The organism is Pseudomonas brassicacearum, from assembly GCF_000585995.1.
In the GTDB taxonomy this organism is placed as follows: Bacteria; Pseudomonadota; Gammaproteobacteria; order Pseudomonadales; family Pseudomonadaceae; genus Aquipseudomonas; species Aquipseudomonas brassicacearum_A.
Window position 1 is genome coordinate 5,181,962 of the sequence record NZ_CP007410.1, and the last position, 16,314, is coordinate 5,198,275.

Here is a 16,314-nt window from a genome sequence, read left to right on the forward strand (position 1 = left end):
GGAACCCCCATGGCTTTTACCGATCCGTTCATCCGCCGCCCGGTGCTCGCCACCGTGGTCAGTCTGTTGATCGTACTCCTGGGCTTCCAGGCCTGGAGCAAGTTGCCCCTGCGTCAGTACCCGCAGATGGAGAACGCCCTGATCACGGTGACCACCGCCTACCCCGGGGCCAACGCCGAGACCATCCAGGGCTACATCACCCAACCGATGCAACAGAGCCTAGCCAGTGCCGAGGGCATCGACTACATGACCTCGGTCAGCCGCCAGAACTTCTCGGTGATATCGGTCTATGCCCGCATCGGCTCCAACAGCGACCGGCTTTTTACCGAACTGCTGGCCAAGGCCAACGAGGTCAAGAACCAACTGCCCCAGGATGCCGAAGACCCAGTGCTCAGCCGCGAGGCCGCCGATGCCTCGGCACTGATGTACATCAGCTTTTTCAGCAAGGAATTGAACAACCCGCAGATCACCGACTACCTGTCACGGGTGATCCAGCCCAAGCTGGCGACACTGCCGGGCATGGCCGAAGCGGAGATTCTCGGCAACCAGGTCTTCGCCATGCGCCTGTGGCTGGACCCGGTGAAACTCGCCGGTTTCGGCCTCACCGCCGCCGACGTGACCGACGCCGTGCGCCAGCACAACTTCCTCTCCGCCGCCGGTGAAGTGAAAGGCGAATATGTGGTCACCAGCATCAACGCCAACACCGAACTCAAGTCCGCCGAGGCCTTCGCCGCCATCCCGCTCAAGACCGAGGGCGACAGCCGCGTGTTGCTGCGGGACGTGGCCCGCGTGGAGATGGGCGCCGAGAACTACGACACCATCAGTTCCTTCGGCGGCACGCCCTCGGTGTACATCGGGATCAAGGCCACGCCCGGCGCGAACCCGCTGGATGTGATCAAGGAAGTGCGCAAGATCATGCCGGAGATGGAGGCCCAGCTGCCGACCAACCTCAAGGCCGAAATCGCCTACGACGCCACCCTGTTCATCCAGGCGTCCATCGACGAGGTGGTGAAAACCCTGTTCGAGGCGGTGCTGATCGTCATCGTCGTGGTGTTCCTGTTCCTCGGCGCCCTGCGCTCGGTGGTCATCCCGGTGGTGACCATCCCGCTGTCGATGATCGGCGTAATGTTCTTCATGCAGTTGATGGGCTACTCGATGAACCTCCTGACGCTGCTGGCCATGGTGCTTGCCATCGGCCTGGTGGTGGACGATGCCATCGTGGTGGTGGAGAACATTCACCGGCACATCGAGGAAGGCAAGACCCCCTTCGATGCCGCGATAGAAGGTGCCCGGGAAATCGCCATCCCGGTCGTCTCGATGACCATCACCCTGGCGGCGGTGTACGCGCCGATCGGCCTGCTCGAAGGCCTGACGGGGGCCTTGTTCAAGGAGTTCGCCTTGACCCTGGCCGGGGCGGTGGTGATTTCCGGGATCGTCGCCCTGACCCTGTCGCCCATGATGTGCGCCATGCTGCTGCGCCACGACGAGAACCCCTCGGGGCTGGCCCATCGGCTGGACATGGTCTTCGAACGCTTGAAGAGCCGTTACCAGCGCCTGCTTCACGGCACACTCAATGCCCGGCCGGTGGTGCTGGTGTTCGCCGGAATCATCCTGCTCCTGATTCCGGTGCTGATCATGTTCAGCAAGTCCGAGCTGGCGCCCGACGAGGACCAGGGCATCATCTTCATGATGGCCAATGCCCCGAAGACGACCAACCTCGACTACCTGAACGCCTACACCGATCACTTCATCACCATCTTCAAGGAGTTCCCCGAGTACTACTCCTCGTTCCAGATCAACGGCTACAACGGTGTGCAGTCCGGCATCGGCGGCTTCCTGCTCAAGCCGTGGAACGAGCGCAGCCGCACCCAGATGGAAATCCTGCCGGAGGTCCAGGCCAAGCTGGAGAGTATTCCCGGCTTGCAGATCTTCGGTTTCAACCTGCCTTCATTGCCAGGCACTGGCGAAGGTCTGCCATTTGCCTTTGTCATCAACTCGCCGAAGGATTACGCCACTCTGCTTGAAATCGCCGAACGCGTTAAAAAACACGCGTTGGAATCAGGCAAGTTCGCCTTCATGGACATTGACCTGGCGTTCGACAAACCCGAAGTGGTGGTCGACATCGACCGCGCCAAGGCGGCCCAGATGGGGGTTTCGATGCAGGACCTGGGCGGCACCCTGGCGACCATGCTGGGTGAGGCCGAGATCAATCGCTTCACCATTGAAGGACGCAGCTACAAGGTCATTGCCCAGGTCGAACGGTCGTTTCGGGACAACCCGGACTGGCTGAACAATTACTACGTGAAAAATACCCAGGGTGAGTTGCTGCCGCTGTCGACCCTGATCAAGGTCAGCGACCAGGCGCGGCCACGGCAATTGAACCAGTTCCAGCAGCTCAATGCGGTCACGATTTCCGGCTTTCCCATCGTGAGCATGGGCGAAGCCATCGAGACTGTCCGCCAGATCGCCCGGGAGGAAGCGCCGGTAGGCTTCGCCTTCGATTACGCAGGGGCTTCGCGGCAGTTCGTACAGGAAGGCAGCGCCCTGTGGGTCACCTTTGCCCTGGCCCTGGCGATTATCTTCCTGGTGCTGGCGGCCCAATTCGAAAGCTTCCGGGATCCGCTGGTGATTCTGGTGACGGTGCCACTGTCCATCTGCGGAGCGTTGATCCCACTGTTCCTCGGCTGGTCGAGCATGAACATCTACACCCAGGTGGGACTGGTGACGCTGATCGGCCTGATCAGCAAGCACGGGATCCTGATCGTCGAATTCGCCAACCAGTTGCGCAAGGATCAGGGGCTGACGCCAAGGGACGCCGTGGAGCAAGCGGCCTCGATTCGTCTGCGACCGGTGCTGATGACCACTGCGGCGATGGTGTTTGGCATGGTGCCGCTGATCCTCGCCACCGGTGCCGGTGCGGTGAGTCGCTTCGACATCGGCATGGTGATCGCTACCGGGATGTCGATTGGTACGTTGTTCACGCTGTTCGTGCTGCCCTGCGTCTACACATTGCTGGCCAAGCCCGACAAAGCCTGAGGCATTGGACCTTGACCACAGATTTAGTGGTTGGCTGGAGACTTGTGGCAGGTGGTAGAGAACCCAAAAATAAAAGCCCCGCGCATGCGAGGCTTTTATCTGGGCTTCATGATGTTCAACTCTGCGGCCTCATCCCTTGAGAAAGACTGAACATGAACAGCAACAGATCGTCATCCGGTCGGATCGCCTCGCTGGCCTTGGCCACCCTTGGTAAAGGGCAGTGGGCGCCAGTGTTGGAGGCACTGAGGATCTGCGAGCGTGGCTGTTCCCAGACAGCCACCGCCATCGATGCAACTGCCAGAGCTCCTACTAAAAACACACCTCTAGCAATTTCTAGTTTCATCGCTATAAACCTTTGATGGCGCTGCCAAACGCCGCCTCATAAAAGTAGACGAGTTTTTTCCAGTCAGCGCCGCTGAACGACGAATGGCGCCGCAGCTGCTTCATGTCATGGGAGGCCGCTTGCCGGGCAGTCAGGCGCTGGCGACACTTCTCGAAATCGAGCAAAGCCACTTCGACCTTGGCCGCCTCGCCCTCCCCGGTCACGCGCACAAAGACATGCTTGATATAGAGACAGCCATGCTGCCACCGCCCCTTGTGCATGCGAACCAGATTTTCAGCCAGCCCCAGGAGAATTTGATCATGCACGGCTTCGCCATGACGCTCGCGCCCACCACCGGCATACCAGTGCTCGATCTCTTCAAAACCTTCCAGCGCCTGGGTCACCAACAGCGCACGCCACTTATGAACCGGGTCCCGCTGGGCGCCACAGAAAATCAACTCGGGGACGCGAACATCAAGCCGAGTCAACGCCAGCAGTGCATCCTGCTCACGCAGTACGGTCGGCCGACCGAACGGGTGCAGCCAACTGCGATAAATGTGTCCGGTCTGACGCTTGGCATAAAGCAGCTTGCCGTCCTTGCTCCTGATCCGTTGCACACCGCTTTCACCGCCGCGACGCACATTGGGCTCTTCCACCCACTCACCCTGCTGACGCCAGAAATGCTCGAAGTCGTCGAGGAGAATCGTTGATGTCTCTGCTGCCTGTACACCCATGCCCTTACCTCTTGCGTAATACATAAACTCGCCACATGGCATAGAGCGGTAGAAAATCCAGTCGTTCCTGAATGCGAAACCCGGCCTGCCGAAACTCGTCTTCTACTGTAGCGACCGGTAACACAAATCGATTCTGGTAGTCTTTTCGCCCACGAGTGCGCTCCTGGCGCTTGCGTTTCCAGGCCTTGAAATTGCCATCGACCCACAGTGAAACGATTACGCTGTCACGGCTGACACGCTCGAATTCCTTCAAGATCGCCAGTCGATGCGCGGGTTCGCCGATGTGGTGCAGCAGGCGCATGCAAAAAATGCTGTCGACGGCGTTATCAGGCAAGGCAATGTCGAACGCAGAAGTGTGCAAGGGTTGTACCCGTTTCACGACATTGGCCGGTTGGGCATCAACGGCAGTCTTGATCATGGCCTCGGAATTGTCGGCGCCGATGATCACCCGGTTCGGTTTTTCGGCCAACAGCGGCCAGAAGCGCCCAGCCCCGCACGGCAGATCCAAGACCAGGCTAGGGTCGCTCGCAAGCGTCAATGCGCGCCGGGCCAGTTGTTGGTCTCGCAAGTTGGACAGACGGCGACTCAAGCTGCCCCGATGCTTATGAAAATATCTTTGGGCATGCTGCTCGTCATATTTCTCGGAAAAGTCGAGCTTGATGGGATCGGGCATTGATGGGGCGCCTCCATGATTGAATAGCCCCACCTTATGAATCGTCATGTCAGGGTCAGGTCATCTCTTTGTGAAAACTTTGTCATGTAAACGACCCAATGTTTACAAGATTTTTCCAAGCTACGGGATCAGACTGTCGGGTTCAACTCCACTTCGAAGTGACAACCGCTGGGTTCCATCGTACTGAGGCTCACCGTCCAGCCCTGGTTCTCGCAGATCCGCTGGACCAGCGACAACCCAAGCCCCAACCCCTCGCCGCGTTTTTCATTACCGCGTACGAACGGTTCGAACATCGCCTCACGCTTCTCCTCCGGGATGCCCACGCCACTGTCCTCGACCACAAATCCGGTGGCGGTCAATGAGAGACGAATGAATCCCTGGTCGGTGTAGTGCAAGGCGTTGCGCAGCAGGTTGCCCATGACGGCGGTCAGGAACGTGGCGTTATACAGCGTATCGGCGGTTTGCCCCGGTTCGAAGATCAGCGTCAGGCCTTTGGATTCGATTGGGCCGCGCCACACCCCGAGGAGGTTTTCAGCCACCGATGAGAGGGCCAGCCGCGGTGACATACCGTTGTCTTCACGCTGGGCCCTGGCGAGCATCAAGAAGGTTTGCACCAGCTCGCGCATCTCTTCACTGGCCCGGTTGATGCGCTCGACCTGGGTGCGACCGCGCTGATCCAGTGCCGTGTTTTCCAGCAGCAGTTCGCAGGAGGTCGCCAGAACCATCAACGGCGTGCGCAGCTCGTGGCTCACGTCGCTGGTAAACAACCGCTCGCGAGTCAGGGCCTGACGCAACCGCCCCAGTGTGGCGTCGAACGCCACGGCCAGTTCACCCACCTCATCGGCGGCATAATCCGGGGCCAGCGGTGGGGCGAGCCCGAGAAGCTGGTCGCGATGGCGCACTTGCCGGGCCAGGCGAACCACGGGAGCCATCACTCGGCGTGCCAGGACCCAGCCCAGGAATACCGCCAGCGCCAGGCTGAGCACGAAGCCCACCAGCACCACGGCGAACAACACCCGTTCGCGCTCTTCGAAGTCGCTCTGGTCTTGCAGCAACACGTAATGCCGACCATCAACGATCTCGACCATGGCGTGATACGACAATTGCTCGCGAAACACCTCGTGGAAACCACGCTCCAGATGGCGCAGGTCCTTGGGCAATTCAAAGTCGCCCGGGCCGCCGCTGAAATAAAACAGCTGGTCGGGTTCCGGCCGGTGATTCCAGTCCGAGACGCTGTCCATCAACAGCAAGCGTTGCAGGTCGCCCCCAAGCCCGGCGGAAATCAGCTTCTCTTCTACCAGATGGACCGTCGCCACGATGCCCATGGCAAATGCCCCAGCCACCAATGCACTCATCAGCGCAAAGGCGATAATGATCCGTTGGGCAAGGCTCTGCTTAAACTCCATCACGGCCCTCGGCCAGGCGATAACCCACGCCGTGCACGGTGTGCAACAGCGGCTTGTCGAACGGTTTGTCGATCACCTGGCGCAGTTGATGGACGTGGCTGCGCAGACTGTCGCTGTCCGGGCAATCATCGCCCCACAGCGCTTCTTCGAGGATTTCCCGGCGTAACACATGGGGGCTTTTCTGCATCAGGACCGCCAGCAGTTTCAGGCCTACGGGGTTGAGCTTGAGCAGCTTGCCTTCACGGGTCACTTCCAGGGTGTCGAGGTCGTAACTCAGGTCGCCCACCTGCAAGGCGCGGCGGCCACCACCCTGGGCGCGACGCATGACGGCCTCGATCCGCGCCGCCAGTTCCGACAGGGCAAAGGGTTTGATCAAGTAATCATCGGCCCCGGACTTGAAGCCCTGCAGACGATCGTCCAACTGATCCCGCGCGGTCAGCATGATCACCGGCGTATCGCGCCGGGCGTCTTCGCGCAGACGCTTGCACAAGGTGTAGCCGTCGATGCCCGGCAACATGATGTCGAGCACGATCAAGTCGTAGTGTTCGGTAGCGGCCAGGTGCAACCCCGACAAACCGTCCTGGGCACAATCGACGGTGTAGCCCTTGAGCCCCAGGTAATCGGCCAGATTGGCCAGGATGTCGCGGTTGTCTTCAACCAACAGAATTCGCATGGGCATCTCCTCTGCGCACGTAGACAGTCGTCGTGGCCCGCGCAGCTTAAGGCCAAGTGTGGCCCACGGCTAGGGTTGTATCTGCTCATGTCGTGCCGAGCAGGTGGACCAGACCGATGGAAAGCCCGACAGGCATTGACGAGTTTTTCACCCAACATTCACACCTCTCCAACGCCGTACAGACCAGACTGCGCGCAACGCGCTGCTTACGAAAATCCCATCAAAGGTATTGTCATGGTTTTCACCGCCATCCGCCCTGCCTCCAGGCCGTTGAACTTGCGAGTCGCCCTGGGTCTGCCCATCGTCGTCGCGGCCATCCTGGTGCTGTTGGAACTGACCACACTGGACATGGACGTGGCCAAGCTGTTTTACGACTCGGCCGCCAGGGACTTCATAGGCCGGCACAGTTTTTTTCTGGAAGACATCCTGCATGACCGCGCCAAAGAGGTGGTCATCGTATTTTCCGTGCTGGCGGTGCTCGAGTTTATCGGCACGTTTTTCATCGCCCGGCTCAAGCCATTCAAACGGGAACTGGGTTGCCTGGTGCTGTCCCTGGCACTGGCGACATCCTTCGTCACGCCGATGAAAGCGGTGACGGCCGTGCAATGCCCCTGGAGCCTGAAGGAATTCGGCGGCAAGGAGACCTACAGTGAACTGCTGAGCCCGCGCCCGGCCACCGACAAACCCGGCCGCTGCTGGCCCGGCGGACACGCCGCCACCGGGTTCACGCTGTTTGCGCTGTTCTTTGTGCTGCGCGACCGCCGCCCACGCCTGGCTCGTCGGGCCCTCATCTTCGCCTTCACGTTGGGCACCGTGTTCTCCGTGGGGCGGATGATGCAAGGAGCGCACTTCTTTTCCCACAATGTGTGGACGGCGGTGTTCTGTTGGCTGATCTGCCTGGGGTGTTACTACTACATCCTGTACCGACCGGCCGGCGTTGCTGAGCGTGTCGGTGCAACCAGTCCCGCCAATGCCTGAACTGAACCACATCCCAATGTGGGAGCGAGCTTGCTCGCGATAGCGGTGGGTCAGTGCCGGATATATGAACTGACACACCGTAATCGCGAGCAAGCTCGCTCCCACAGGGGTGTTGGCTGATTTGCCTAGGGTGTTACTACTACATCCTGTACCGACCGGCCGGCATTGCTGAGCGTGTCGCTGTAACCAGTCCCGCCAATGCCTGAACTGAAGCACATCCCAATGTGGGAGCGAGCTTGCTCGCGATAGCGGTGGCTCAGTGCCGGATATATGAGCTGACACACCGTAATCGCGAGCAAGCTCGCTCCCACAGGGGATTGGCGCCGTGTCATGAATCCAAGGCAATAAAAAACCCCGCCTGCTTGCGCAGACGGGGTTTTTCGCTACAGGGGTAAGGCTGGCTTACATCATGCCGCCCATGCCACCCATGCCGCCCATGTCTGGCATACCGCCGCCAGCTGGAGCGTCTTCCTTGATTTCAGCGATCATCGCCTCGGTGGTGATCATCAGGCTGGCAATCGACGAAGCCGCTTGCAGAGCCGAACGAGTCACTTTGGCCGGGTCAAGGATACCCATTTCGATCATGTCGCCGTATTCGCCGGTAGCAGCGTTGTAACCGTAGTTACCCGAACCCTGCTTGACCTTGTCGACCACAACGCTTGGCTCGTCGCCGGAGTTGGCAACGATCTGGCGCAGCGGTGCTTCTACAGCGCGACGCAGCAACTGGATGCCCACGTTCTGGTCATCGTTGTCGCCTTTGAGTTCGCTGATGGCTTGCAGGGCACGAACCAGTGCCACGCCGCCGCCAGGTACCACGCCTTCTTCAACAGCGGCACGGGTTGCGTGCAGCGCGTCTTCAACGCGGGCTTTCTTCTCTTTCATTTCAACTTCGGAACCGGCGCCAACCTTGATCACTGCAACGCCGCCGGACAGCTTGGCCAGGCGCTCTTGCAATTTTTCACGGTCGTAGTCGGACGAGGTCTCGGCCACTTGTGCACGGATCTGAGTGACGCGAGCCTGGATGTCAGTCTCAACGCCAGCACCGTCGATCACGGTGGTGTTTTCCTTGGACAGGATCACGCGCTTGGCGTTACCCAGGTGCTCCAGGGTGGTGCTTTCCAGGCTCAGGCCGATCTCTTCGGAGATAACGGTACCGCCGGTCAGTACGGCGATGTCCTGCAGCATGGCTTTGCGACGGTCGCCGAAGCCTGGTGCCTTGACGGCAGCCACTTTGACGATACCGCGCATGTTGTTCACAACCAAGGTCGCCAGGGCTTCGCCTTCAACGTCTTCAGCCACGATCAGCAGTGGGCGGCCGGCTTTGGCAACGGCTTCCAGCACTGGCAGCATTTCGCGGATGTTCGAGATCTTTTTGTCGACCAGCAGGATCAGCGGGCCGTCGAGCTCGGCGGTCATGGTGTCTGGCTTGTTGACGAAGTACGGGGACAGGTAGCCACGGTCGAACTGCATGCCTTCAACAACCGACAGTTCGTTTTCCAGGCCCGAGCCTTCTTCAACGGTGATCACGCCTTCTTTACCGACTTTTTCCATGGCTTCGGCAATGATGTCGCCGATGGAGTTGTCGGAGTTGGCCGAGATGGTACCGACCTGAGCGATCGCCTTGGTGTCGGCGCATGGCTTGGACAGGGCTTTGAGCTCTTTGACAATGGCGATGGTCGCCTTGTCGATGCCGCGCTTGAGGTCCATTGGGTTCATGCCGGCAGCGACGGCTTTCAGGCCTTCGTTGACGATCGATTGAGCCAGAACGGTAGCGGTGGTGGTGCCGTCACCGGCGTCATCGTTGGCACGGGAGGCAACGTCTTTGACCAGTTGCGCGCCCATGTTTTCGAAGCGGTCTTTCAGCTCGATTTCTTTGGCGACGGAAACGCCGTCCTTGGTGATGGTCGGAGCGCCGAAGCTCTTCTCGATGATCACGTTACGGCCTTTCGGGCCCAGGGTTGCTTTTACTGCGTCAGCCAGGACGTTGACACCGGCGAGCATTTTCTTACGGGCGGAATCGCCGAATTTAACTTCTTTAGCAGCCATGATCGATATTCCTTAAATACTTTGTAGTCGCGGGAAAATGAACGGGAAAATCAGCCTTCGACAACAGCGAGGATTTCGCTCTCGCCGATGACCAGCAGGTCTTCGCCATCGACTTTCACAGTGTTGCTACCGGAGTAAGGGCCGAATACAACCTTGTCACCCACTTTCACGGACAGCGCACGTACTTCACCGTTGTCCAGTGCTTTGCCTGGGCCTACAGCGAGGACTTCACCCTGGTTTGGCTTCTCGGCAGCCGAACCTGGCAGGACGATACCGCCAGCGGTTTTCTTTTCTTCTTCGCTGCGACGGACGACGACGCGGTCATGCAGAGGACGAAGCTTCATTGTCGATCTCTCCTAATTGTGGTTTTCATCGGCCGGTGTAGTCCCGGCGGGTTTAACGAATCCGGCTGTGCCGGGTGCGGTTCGTCAAGCGAACCGCGGAAGTCTGTCCAGTGTTGCCACCGGAAACCTTGCGGTGACCCATACATAAGGGCGCACAAGCCGATTACAAGGGCCGGGGATGAAATTTTTTACTTCTCGGAGCCAAAAACGAACACGGCACCTTAAGGTGCCGTGCCGCTGTTTTTTACTTAGGGTCGCGATGTTCGAATTCGCCTTCGATCACGTTGGGCTCGCGGCCCAGGGGCTCTCGCGGAGCCGGCCCGCCACGGGGCTGCAGGTCATCGGCGAAGGCCCGCTGGCGGATCGCCTGTTCTTCGGCGCGCTGGCGCATTTTATTGGCCAGCAACCGCCGGGTGAATGGCAACAGCATGACCAGGCCCAGCACGTCGCTGATAAAGCCAGGCAGGATCAGCAGACCGCCACCCAGGGCCAGCATCAGGCCTTCAAGCATGGTCTGGGCAGGCAGCTCGCCACGGTTCAGGCTTTCACGGGCACGCAATGCCGTGGCGAGGCCGGCAATGCGCAGCACGAACACGCCGAGCATCGTGCCGAGAATGACCAGCAGCAGCGCCGGGAAAAACCCGATCGCACCGCTGACCTTGACGAATACGAACAGCTCCAACACCGGGAACAGCAGAAAGAGCAATAAAAAAGGGCGCATCAAATGGTTCCTCAACGCAAGAATGCCTTGCTATGAAACCCTAAATGACGTCGTCCTTTCGTGAATTCAAGCGTTGGCCTCTGCATTTTTTGGCCATTGCTCGGCGTGAGCCAGATAAACCAGGGCTTCGCGCACTTGTGTCGGCGTGTTGCAAGCCCCCTGAAACGCCAGCCAATGCAGGCCCTGGCCAATCCGCAGGTGCATGCCTTCGCTGTCGATGCCCACCAGCTGTGCCGGTTCGGTTTTCGGCAGGCCGGCCAGTTCCACGTAATGGGCGATGGCCTTGGCGTGATCGCTGTTCATGTGCTCGATCATGCTCGCCTCAGCCTTGCCGGCGAAGGGGTTGGCCAGGGTGATCTGGTCGATCCAGTGAATGGCACCAAAACCGCCGATGTAGCGATGGCGCACCGGATTGAGCACCCAGAAATCAAAATCATGGGCCTTGTGATAGTTCTGCGAGTCTGGGAAATAGCGGTAATAACGCTCAGCCGCGGCGTCGATGGCGGCGCCGTCCTCCAGTTTCCGCGCCTCGGCCAGGTAAGTCAGGCGCCCGACCGCCTGCACGTCTTCAGCGCCCCGCTCGCCCACGAGCATCGAGCACTTCGGGTCTTTTTGCAGGTTGTGGGTGTGTTGAGCAATGCGACTGATCAAGATCAATGGCCGGCCCTGCTCGTCCAGGCAATAAGGCACCACGGAGCCGAACGGGAAACCGGGCATGGACTTGGAATGGGTGGAGAGCATTCCACGGTATTCCTTGAGCAGTAATTCTCGGGCATGCTTGGCAGCTTCAACGCTCAATTTATGACTCCTTTGATGAAAGCCGTTTTAAAAACGGTCAGGCAGCTGGGCTATGTCCCAGTGCACCGTCGGGCAGTTCTCGTGCAGCCGGGCTATGGCGGCGCAGATCGAGAGGCCTTCAAAAAGGACATCCTTCACCGCTCTGCCATCGGGACATGAGAATGCAACTCACCGACAAAGTAATCATTATCACCGGCGGTTGCCAGGGTTTGGGCCGCTCCATGGCCGAGTATTTTGCGGGTAAAGGCGCAAAGCTGGCGCTGGTCGATCTCAACCAGGAAAAACTCGATCAAACGGTTGCCGCGTGCGTGGCCAAGGGTGTCGAGGCCCGGGCTTACCTGTGCAACGTGGCCAATGAAGAACAGGTGAGCGACATGGTCGCTCGGGTAGCCGAGGATTTCGGCGCGATCCATGGCTTGATCAACAATGCCGGGATCCTGCGCGACGGCCTGCTGCTCAAGGTCAAGGACGGCGAAATGACCAAGATGAGCCTGGCCCAGTGGCAGGCGGTGATCGACGTCAACCTGACCGGTGTATTCCTGTGCACCCGTGAAGTGGCGGCAAAAATGGTCGAGCTGAAGAACAGCGGCGCGATCATCAACATTTCGTCGATCTCCCGGGCCGGCAACGTCGGCCAGACCAACTATTCGGCCGCCAAGGCCGGCGTGGCGGCCGCCACCGTAACCTGGGCCAAGGAACTGGCGCGCTATGGCATCCGGGTCGCCGGCATCGCCCCCGGCTTCATCGAAACCGAGATGACCCTGGGCATGAAGCCCGAAGCCCTGGAAAAAATGACCTCGGGAATTCCGCTCAAGCGCATGGGCAAACCCGAGGAGATTGCCCACTCGGCGGCGTACATCTTCGAGAACGACTATTACACCGGTCGGATCCTGGAGATGGATGGCGGGTTGCGGATCTGAAGTCACCCTGAACAAATGTGGGAGCGGGCTTGCTCGCGAATGCGGTGTGTCATTCAACAGATAAGTTGACTGATCTACCGCATTCGCGAGCAAGCCCGCTCCCACAGGGCCTGCGTGCGATCAATCGTCACTGACGGTGATGTTCGGCATCACCGGTGATGCAGCCTCTTGCAACACAATCCGCGCGCCCACGTGACGGGCCAATTCCTGATAGACCATGGCGATCGGGCTGTCCGGCTCGGCGATGACCGTGGGTTTGCCACCGTCGGCCTGCTCGCGGATGTCCATCGACAGCGGCAGCGATGCCAGCAGTTCGACGCCGTACTGGGTCGCCAGTTTTTCCCCGCCTCCCTCGCCGAACAAGTGCTCGGCATGTCCGCAGTTCGAGCAGATGTGCACGGCCATGTTTTCCACCACGCCCAGCACCGGAATGTTCACCTTGCGGAACATTTCCACGCCCTTGCGTGCGTCCAACAGGGCCAGGTCCTGGGGCGTGGTGACGATCACCGCGCCGGCCACCGGGACTTTCTGCGCCAGGGTCAGCTGGATATCGCCAGTGCCGGGTGGCATGTCGATTACCAGGTAATCCAGGTCGCCCCAGGCGGTTTGCGTCACCAGCTGCAGCAAGGCACCGGAAACCATCGGGCCGCGCCAGACCATCGGTGTGTTGTCGTCGGTAAGGAAGGCCATGGACATGACTTCCACACCATGGGACTGGATGGGCACGAACCACTTCTGGTCCTTGATCTGCGGCCGAGTACCCTCGGCAACGCCGAACATGATGCCCTGGCTCGGACCGTAGATGTCCGCGTCGAGAATCCCGACCTTCGCCCCTTCACGGGCCAGGGCCAGGGCCAGGTTGGCGGCGGTGGTGGACTTGCCCACCCCACCCTTGCCCGAGGCCACGGCAATGACGTTCTTGACGTTCGCCAACCCCGGCACCTGTGCCTGGGCCTTGTGGGCGGCGATCACACTGGTGATTTCGACCTTGGCGCCCGCTACACCTTCCAGGGACTCGATGGCCATCTGGAGCATCTGCGCCCAACCGCTCTTGAACAGATCGGCGGCATAGCCGATTTCCAGCTGGACGCTGACGCGATCGCCCTGGATGTCGATGGCGCGCACGCATCCGGCGCTGACCGGATCCTGGTTCAGATAGGGGTCGGTGTACTGGCGAAGGACGGCTTCCACCGCTGCGCGATTGACGGCGCTCATGGGCAACTCCGATAACAAGACTTGAAAACAGGCCGCTATCCTACGCCCCACCTGCCTGTGTGGCGAGGGAGCTTGCTCCCGCTCGACTGCGCAGCAGTCGCAATGAGGCCATGAGAGGTCGGGTTGAGCGTTTGTGGGCGGCCTCGCCACCCAGCGGGAGCAAGCTCCCTCGCCACAGAAGTCCTGCCAGCATCCGGAAACAGGCTCACAGGGTGAAAAAAAGCCGCCAGCGCTTTATAGTGGCCGACCTCCGTTTCATCAAGTAGCCGAGCCCCATGTCCGAGCCACGCAAGATCCTCGTCACCAGCGCCCTGCCCTATGCCAATGGTTCGATTCACCTCGGCCATATGCTGGAATACATCCAGACCGATATGTGGACGCGCTTCCAGAAACATCGCGGCAACCAGTGCATCTATGTCTGCGCCGACGACGCCCACGGTTCGGCCATCATGCTGCGCGCGGAAAAGGAAGGCATCACCCCGGAACAACTGATCGCCAACGTCCAGGCTGAACACAGCGCCGACTTTGCCGATTTCCTGGTGGACTTCGACAACTTCCACTCCACCCACTCCGAAGAAAACCGTGAGCTGTCGAGCCAGATCTACCTGAAGCTGCGTGACGCCGGGCACATCGCCACCCGTTCGGTCACCCAGTATTTCGACCCGGAAAAGAACATGTTCCTGGCCGACCGTTTCATCAAGGGCACCTGCCCGAAATGCGGCACCGAAGACCAGTACGGCGACAACTGCGAAAAATGCGGTGCCACCTACGCACCGACCGACCTGAAAGACCCGAAATCGGCGATTTCCGGCGCCACCCCGGTGCTCAGGGACTCCCAGCACTTCTTCTTCAAGCTGCCGGATTTCCAGGAGATGCTGCAAACCTGGACCCGCAGCGGCACGTTGCACGACGCGGTGGCCAACAAGCTCGCCGAATGGCTCGACTCCGGCCTGCAAGAGTGGGACATTTCCCGCGATGCGCCGTACTTCGGCTTCGAAATCCCGGGCGAGCCCGGCAAGTATTTCTATGTGTGGCTGGACGCGCCCATCGGCTACATGGCGAGCTTCAAGAACCTTTGCGACCGCACGCCTGAGCTGGACTTCGACGCGTTCTGGGGCAAGGATTCCACGGCCGAGGTGTATCACTTCATCGGCAAGGACATCGTCAACTTCCACGCGCTGTTCTGGCCCGCCATGCTCGAAGGCGCCGGTTTCCGCAAGCCGACCGGCATCAACGTCCACGGCTACCTGACCGTCAACGGCCAGAAGATGTCCAAGTCCCGCGGCACCTTCATCAAGGCCCGGACCTACCTGGACCACCTGTCGCCGGAATACCTGCGGTACTACTACGCGGCCAAACTCGGCCGTGGCGTCGACGACCTGGACCTGAACCTCGAAGACTTCGTGCAAAAGGTCAACTCCGACCTGGTGGGCAAGGTGGTCAACATCGCCAGCCGTTGCGCCGGTTTCATCCACAAAGGCAATGCCGGTGTGCTGGTCGCCGGCAATGCCGCGCCGGAACTGACCGACGCCTTCCTGGCGGCGGCGCCCAGCATCGCCGAAGCCTACGAAGCCCGCGACTTTGCCCGGGCCATGCGCGAAATCATGGCCCTGGCCGACCGCGCCAATGCCTGGATCGCCGACAAGGCACCCTGGTCGCTGAACAAACAGGAAGGCAAGCAGGACGAAGTCCAGGCGATCTGCGCCCTGGGCATCAACCTGTTCCGCCAATTGGTGATTTTCCTCAAGCCGGTGCTGCCGCTGCTGGCCGCCGATGCCGAGGCATTCCTCAACGTCGCACCGCTGACCTGGAACGATCACCAGACCCTGCTGAGCAACCATCAGTTGAACGAGTTCAAACCGTTGATGACCCGTATCGACGCCGTCAAGGTGCAAGCGATGACCGACGCCTCCAAGGAAGACCTGACCGCCAGCCAGACCGATACCGGCGGCCCGACCGGCAACGGTGAGTTGGCCAAGGATCCGCTGTCGCCGGAAATCGACTTCGACGCGTTTGCCGCCGTTGACCTGCGCGTGGCGCTGATCGTCAAGGCCGAGGCCGTCGAGGGTGCCGACAAGCTGCTGCGCCTGACCCTGGACATCGGCGATGAGCAACGCAACGTGTTCTCCGGGATCAAGAGTGCTTATCCGGACCCGGCCAAGCTCGAAGGCCGGCTGACGATGATGATCGCCAACCTCAAGCCACGCAAAATGCGCTTCGGTGTGTCTGAAGGCATGGTGATGGCGGCGGGCCCCGGCGGTGAAGAAATCTACCTGCTGAGCCCCGACAGCGGCGCCAAGCCGGGTCAGCGGATCAAGTAACGCGACCGAACGCTGCACCGATCCCACAGTCGCTTGGCAAAGCGGCTGTGGGATTTTCATATCTGGCCCACCCTCCCCGCGTGCCGGATAATGCCTAATCTTGTAACAGGCCCTTTATTGCCGGCAC

The 16,314-nt window shown here is 60.2% G+C and carries 14 protein-coding genes and 1 pseudogene; 5 read left to right on the top strand and 10 right to left on the bottom strand.

Annotated features, from left to right (window positions below; genetic code table 11):
- Nucleotides 1-9: 9 nt before the first annotated feature.
- Nucleotides 10-3,036, top strand: a complete 3,027-nt coding sequence (locus CD58_RS22210; protein ID WP_025215153.1) for a multidrug efflux RND transporter permease subunit — start codon at nucleotides 10-12, stop codon at nucleotides 3,034-3,036.
- A 115-nt stretch (nucleotides 3,037-3,151) separates the two neighbouring features.
- Here the strand turns inward: CD58_RS22210 and CD58_RS22215 are convergent, their stop codons facing one another.
- The 5 genes from CD58_RS22215 to colR all read right to left on the bottom strand — a co-directional run bounded on the left by CD58_RS22215 (nucleotide 3,152) and on the right by colR (nucleotide 6,844).
- Nucleotides 3,152-3,379 carry a hypothetical protein gene (locus tag CD58_RS22215; protein ID WP_025215154.1) on the bottom strand — a complete coding sequence of 76 codons (228 nt, stop codon included), beginning with the start codon at nucleotides 3,377-3,379 and terminating at the stop codon, nucleotides 3,152-3,154.
- A 2-nt stretch (nucleotides 3,380-3,381) separates the two neighbouring features.
- Nucleotides 3,382-4,092, bottom strand: a complete 711-nt coding sequence (locus CD58_RS22220; protein ID WP_025215155.1) for a lipopolysaccharide kinase InaA family protein — start codon at nucleotides 4,090-4,092, stop codon at nucleotides 3,382-3,384.
- Between the two features lie 4 nt (nucleotides 4,093-4,096).
- Nucleotides 4,097-4,765, bottom strand: a complete 669-nt coding sequence (locus tag CD58_RS22225; RefSeq protein WP_025215156.1) for a class I SAM-dependent methyltransferase — start codon at nucleotides 4,763-4,765, stop codon at nucleotides 4,097-4,099.
- Nucleotides 4,766-4,893: 128 nt separating this feature from the next.
- A complete protein-coding gene (locus tag CD58_RS22230; protein WP_025215157.1) occupies nucleotides 4,894-6,171 on the bottom strand; it encodes a sensor histidine kinase in 1,278 nt (425 codons plus the stop codon).
- The gene (gene colR, locus CD58_RS22235; protein ID WP_025215158.1) at nucleotides 6,161-6,844 is read right to left on the bottom strand and encodes a two-component system response regulator ColR; all 684 of its coding nucleotides are present in this window, start codon (nucleotides 6,842-6,844) and stop codon (nucleotides 6,161-6,163) included. Before colR ends, CD58_RS22230 begins: the two co-directional genes overlap by 11 nt.
- 234 nt (nucleotides 6,845-7,078) lie before the next feature.
- On the opposite strand from colR, the gene CD58_RS22240 reads away from it, so the two are divergent.
- Together CD58_RS22240 and CD58_RS31990 are read left to right on the top strand one after the other, a co-directional pair.
- Entirely contained in the window at nucleotides 7,079-7,822 is a 744-nt protein-coding gene (locus CD58_RS22240) for a phosphatase PAP2 family protein (RefSeq protein ID WP_025215159.1), read from the top strand.
- Nucleotides 7,823-7,932: 110 nt separating this feature from the next.
- Nucleotides 7,933-8,028: pseudogene (locus CD58_RS31990) on the top strand (phosphoesterase); the annotation flags it as partial.
- A gap of 196 nt (nucleotides 8,029-8,224) precedes the next feature.
- On the opposite strand, the gene groL reads toward CD58_RS31990, so the two are convergent.
- From groL to CD58_RS22260, 4 genes are all read right to left on the bottom strand, one after another.
- On the bottom strand, nucleotides 8,225-9,868 hold the full coding sequence (gene groL, locus CD58_RS22245; RefSeq protein WP_025215160.1) for a chaperonin GroEL: 1,644 nt from the start codon (nucleotides 9,866-9,868) through the stop codon (nucleotides 8,225-8,227).
- Between the two features lie 50 nt (nucleotides 9,869-9,918).
- A complete protein-coding gene (locus tag CD58_RS22250; RefSeq protein WP_025215161.1) occupies nucleotides 9,919-10,212 on the bottom strand; it encodes a co-chaperone GroES in 294 nt (97 codons plus the stop codon).
- A gap of 244 nt (nucleotides 10,213-10,456) precedes the next feature.
- Nucleotides 10,457-10,933, bottom strand: coding sequence for an FxsA family protein (locus CD58_RS22255; RefSeq protein ID WP_025215162.1), 477 nt, complete (start codon nucleotides 10,931-10,933; stop codon nucleotides 10,457-10,459).
- 66 nt (nucleotides 10,934-10,999) lie between these two features.
- Complete coding sequence (locus CD58_RS22260; protein ID WP_025215163.1) at nucleotides 11,000-11,731, bottom strand: HugZ family protein; 732 nt, start codon at nucleotides 11,729-11,731, stop codon at nucleotides 11,000-11,002.
- A gap of 161 nt (nucleotides 11,732-11,892) precedes the next feature.
- Between CD58_RS22260 and CD58_RS22265 the strand changes: the two genes are divergently transcribed.
- Nucleotides 11,893-12,651, top strand: coding sequence for an SDR family oxidoreductase (locus CD58_RS22265; RefSeq protein WP_025215164.1), 759 nt, complete (start codon nucleotides 11,893-11,895; stop codon nucleotides 12,649-12,651).
- A 120-nt stretch (nucleotides 12,652-12,771) separates the two neighbouring features.
- Here the strand turns inward: CD58_RS22265 and apbC are convergent, their stop codons facing one another.
- The gene (apbC, locus tag CD58_RS22270; protein ID WP_025215165.1) at nucleotides 12,772-13,866 is read right to left on the bottom strand and encodes an iron-sulfur cluster carrier protein ApbC; all 1,095 of its coding nucleotides are present in this window, start codon (nucleotides 13,864-13,866) and stop codon (nucleotides 12,772-12,774) included.
- 275 nt (nucleotides 13,867-14,141) lie between these two features.
- Here apbC and metG point away from each other — a divergent pair, with 275 nt between their 5' ends.
- The gene (metG, locus tag CD58_RS22275; RefSeq protein WP_025215166.1) at nucleotides 14,142-16,187 is read left to right on the top strand and encodes a methionine--tRNA ligase; all 2,046 of its coding nucleotides are present in this window, start codon (nucleotides 14,142-14,144) and stop codon (nucleotides 16,185-16,187) included.
- Nucleotides 16,188-16,314: the final 127 nt, after the last annotated feature.

What these genes read in the sequence shown, in the direction of transcription:
- colR (WP_025215158.1), bottom strand. Translation starts at nt 6,844, where the DNA reads ATGCGAATTCTGTTGGTTGAAGACAACCGCGACATCCTGGCCAATCTG.
- CD58_RS22240 (WP_025215159.1), top strand. Translation starts at nt 7,079, where the DNA reads ATGGTTTTCACCGCCATCCGCCCTGCCTCCAGGCCGTTGAACTTGCGA.
- CD58_RS22250 (WP_025215161.1), bottom strand. Translation starts at nt 10,212, where the DNA reads ATGAAGCTTCGTCCTCTGCATGACCGCGTCGTCGTCCGTCGCAGCGAA.
- CD58_RS22220 (WP_025215155.1), bottom strand. Translation starts at nt 4,092, where the DNA reads ATGGGTGTACAGGCAGCAGAGACATCAACGATTCTCCTCGACGACTTC.
- groL (WP_025215160.1), bottom strand. Translation starts at nt 9,868, where the DNA reads ATGGCTGCTAAAGAAGTTAAATTCGGCGATTCCGCCCGTAAGAAAATG.
- CD58_RS22265 (WP_025215164.1), top strand. Translation starts at nt 11,893, where the DNA reads ATGCAACTCACCGACAAAGTAATCATTATCACCGGCGGTTGCCAGGGT.
- CD58_RS22215 (WP_025215154.1), bottom strand. Translation starts at nt 3,379, where the DNA reads ATGAAACTAGAAATTGCTAGAGGTGTGTTTTTAGTAGGAGCTCTGGCA.
- CD58_RS22225 (WP_025215156.1), bottom strand. Translation starts at nt 4,765, where the DNA reads ATGCCCGATCCCATCAAGCTCGACTTTTCCGAGAAATATGACGAGCAG.
- CD58_RS22255 (WP_025215162.1), bottom strand. Translation starts at nt 10,933, where the DNA reads ATGCGCCCTTTTTTATTGCTCTTTCTGCTGTTCCCGGTGTTGGAGCTG.
- CD58_RS22230 (WP_025215157.1), bottom strand. Translation starts at nt 6,171, where the DNA reads ATGGAGTTTAAGCAGAGCCTTGCCCAACGGATCATTATCGCCTTTGCG.
- metG (WP_025215166.1), top strand. Translation starts at nt 14,142, where the DNA reads ATGTCCGAGCCACGCAAGATCCTCGTCACCAGCGCCCTGCCCTATGCC.
- apbC (WP_025215165.1), bottom strand. Translation starts at nt 13,866, where the DNA reads ATGAGCGCCGTCAATCGCGCAGCGGTGGAAGCCGTCCTTCGCCAGTAC.
- CD58_RS22210 (WP_025215153.1), top strand. Translation starts at nt 10, where the DNA reads ATGGCTTTTACCGATCCGTTCATCCGCCGCCCGGTGCTCGCCACCGTG.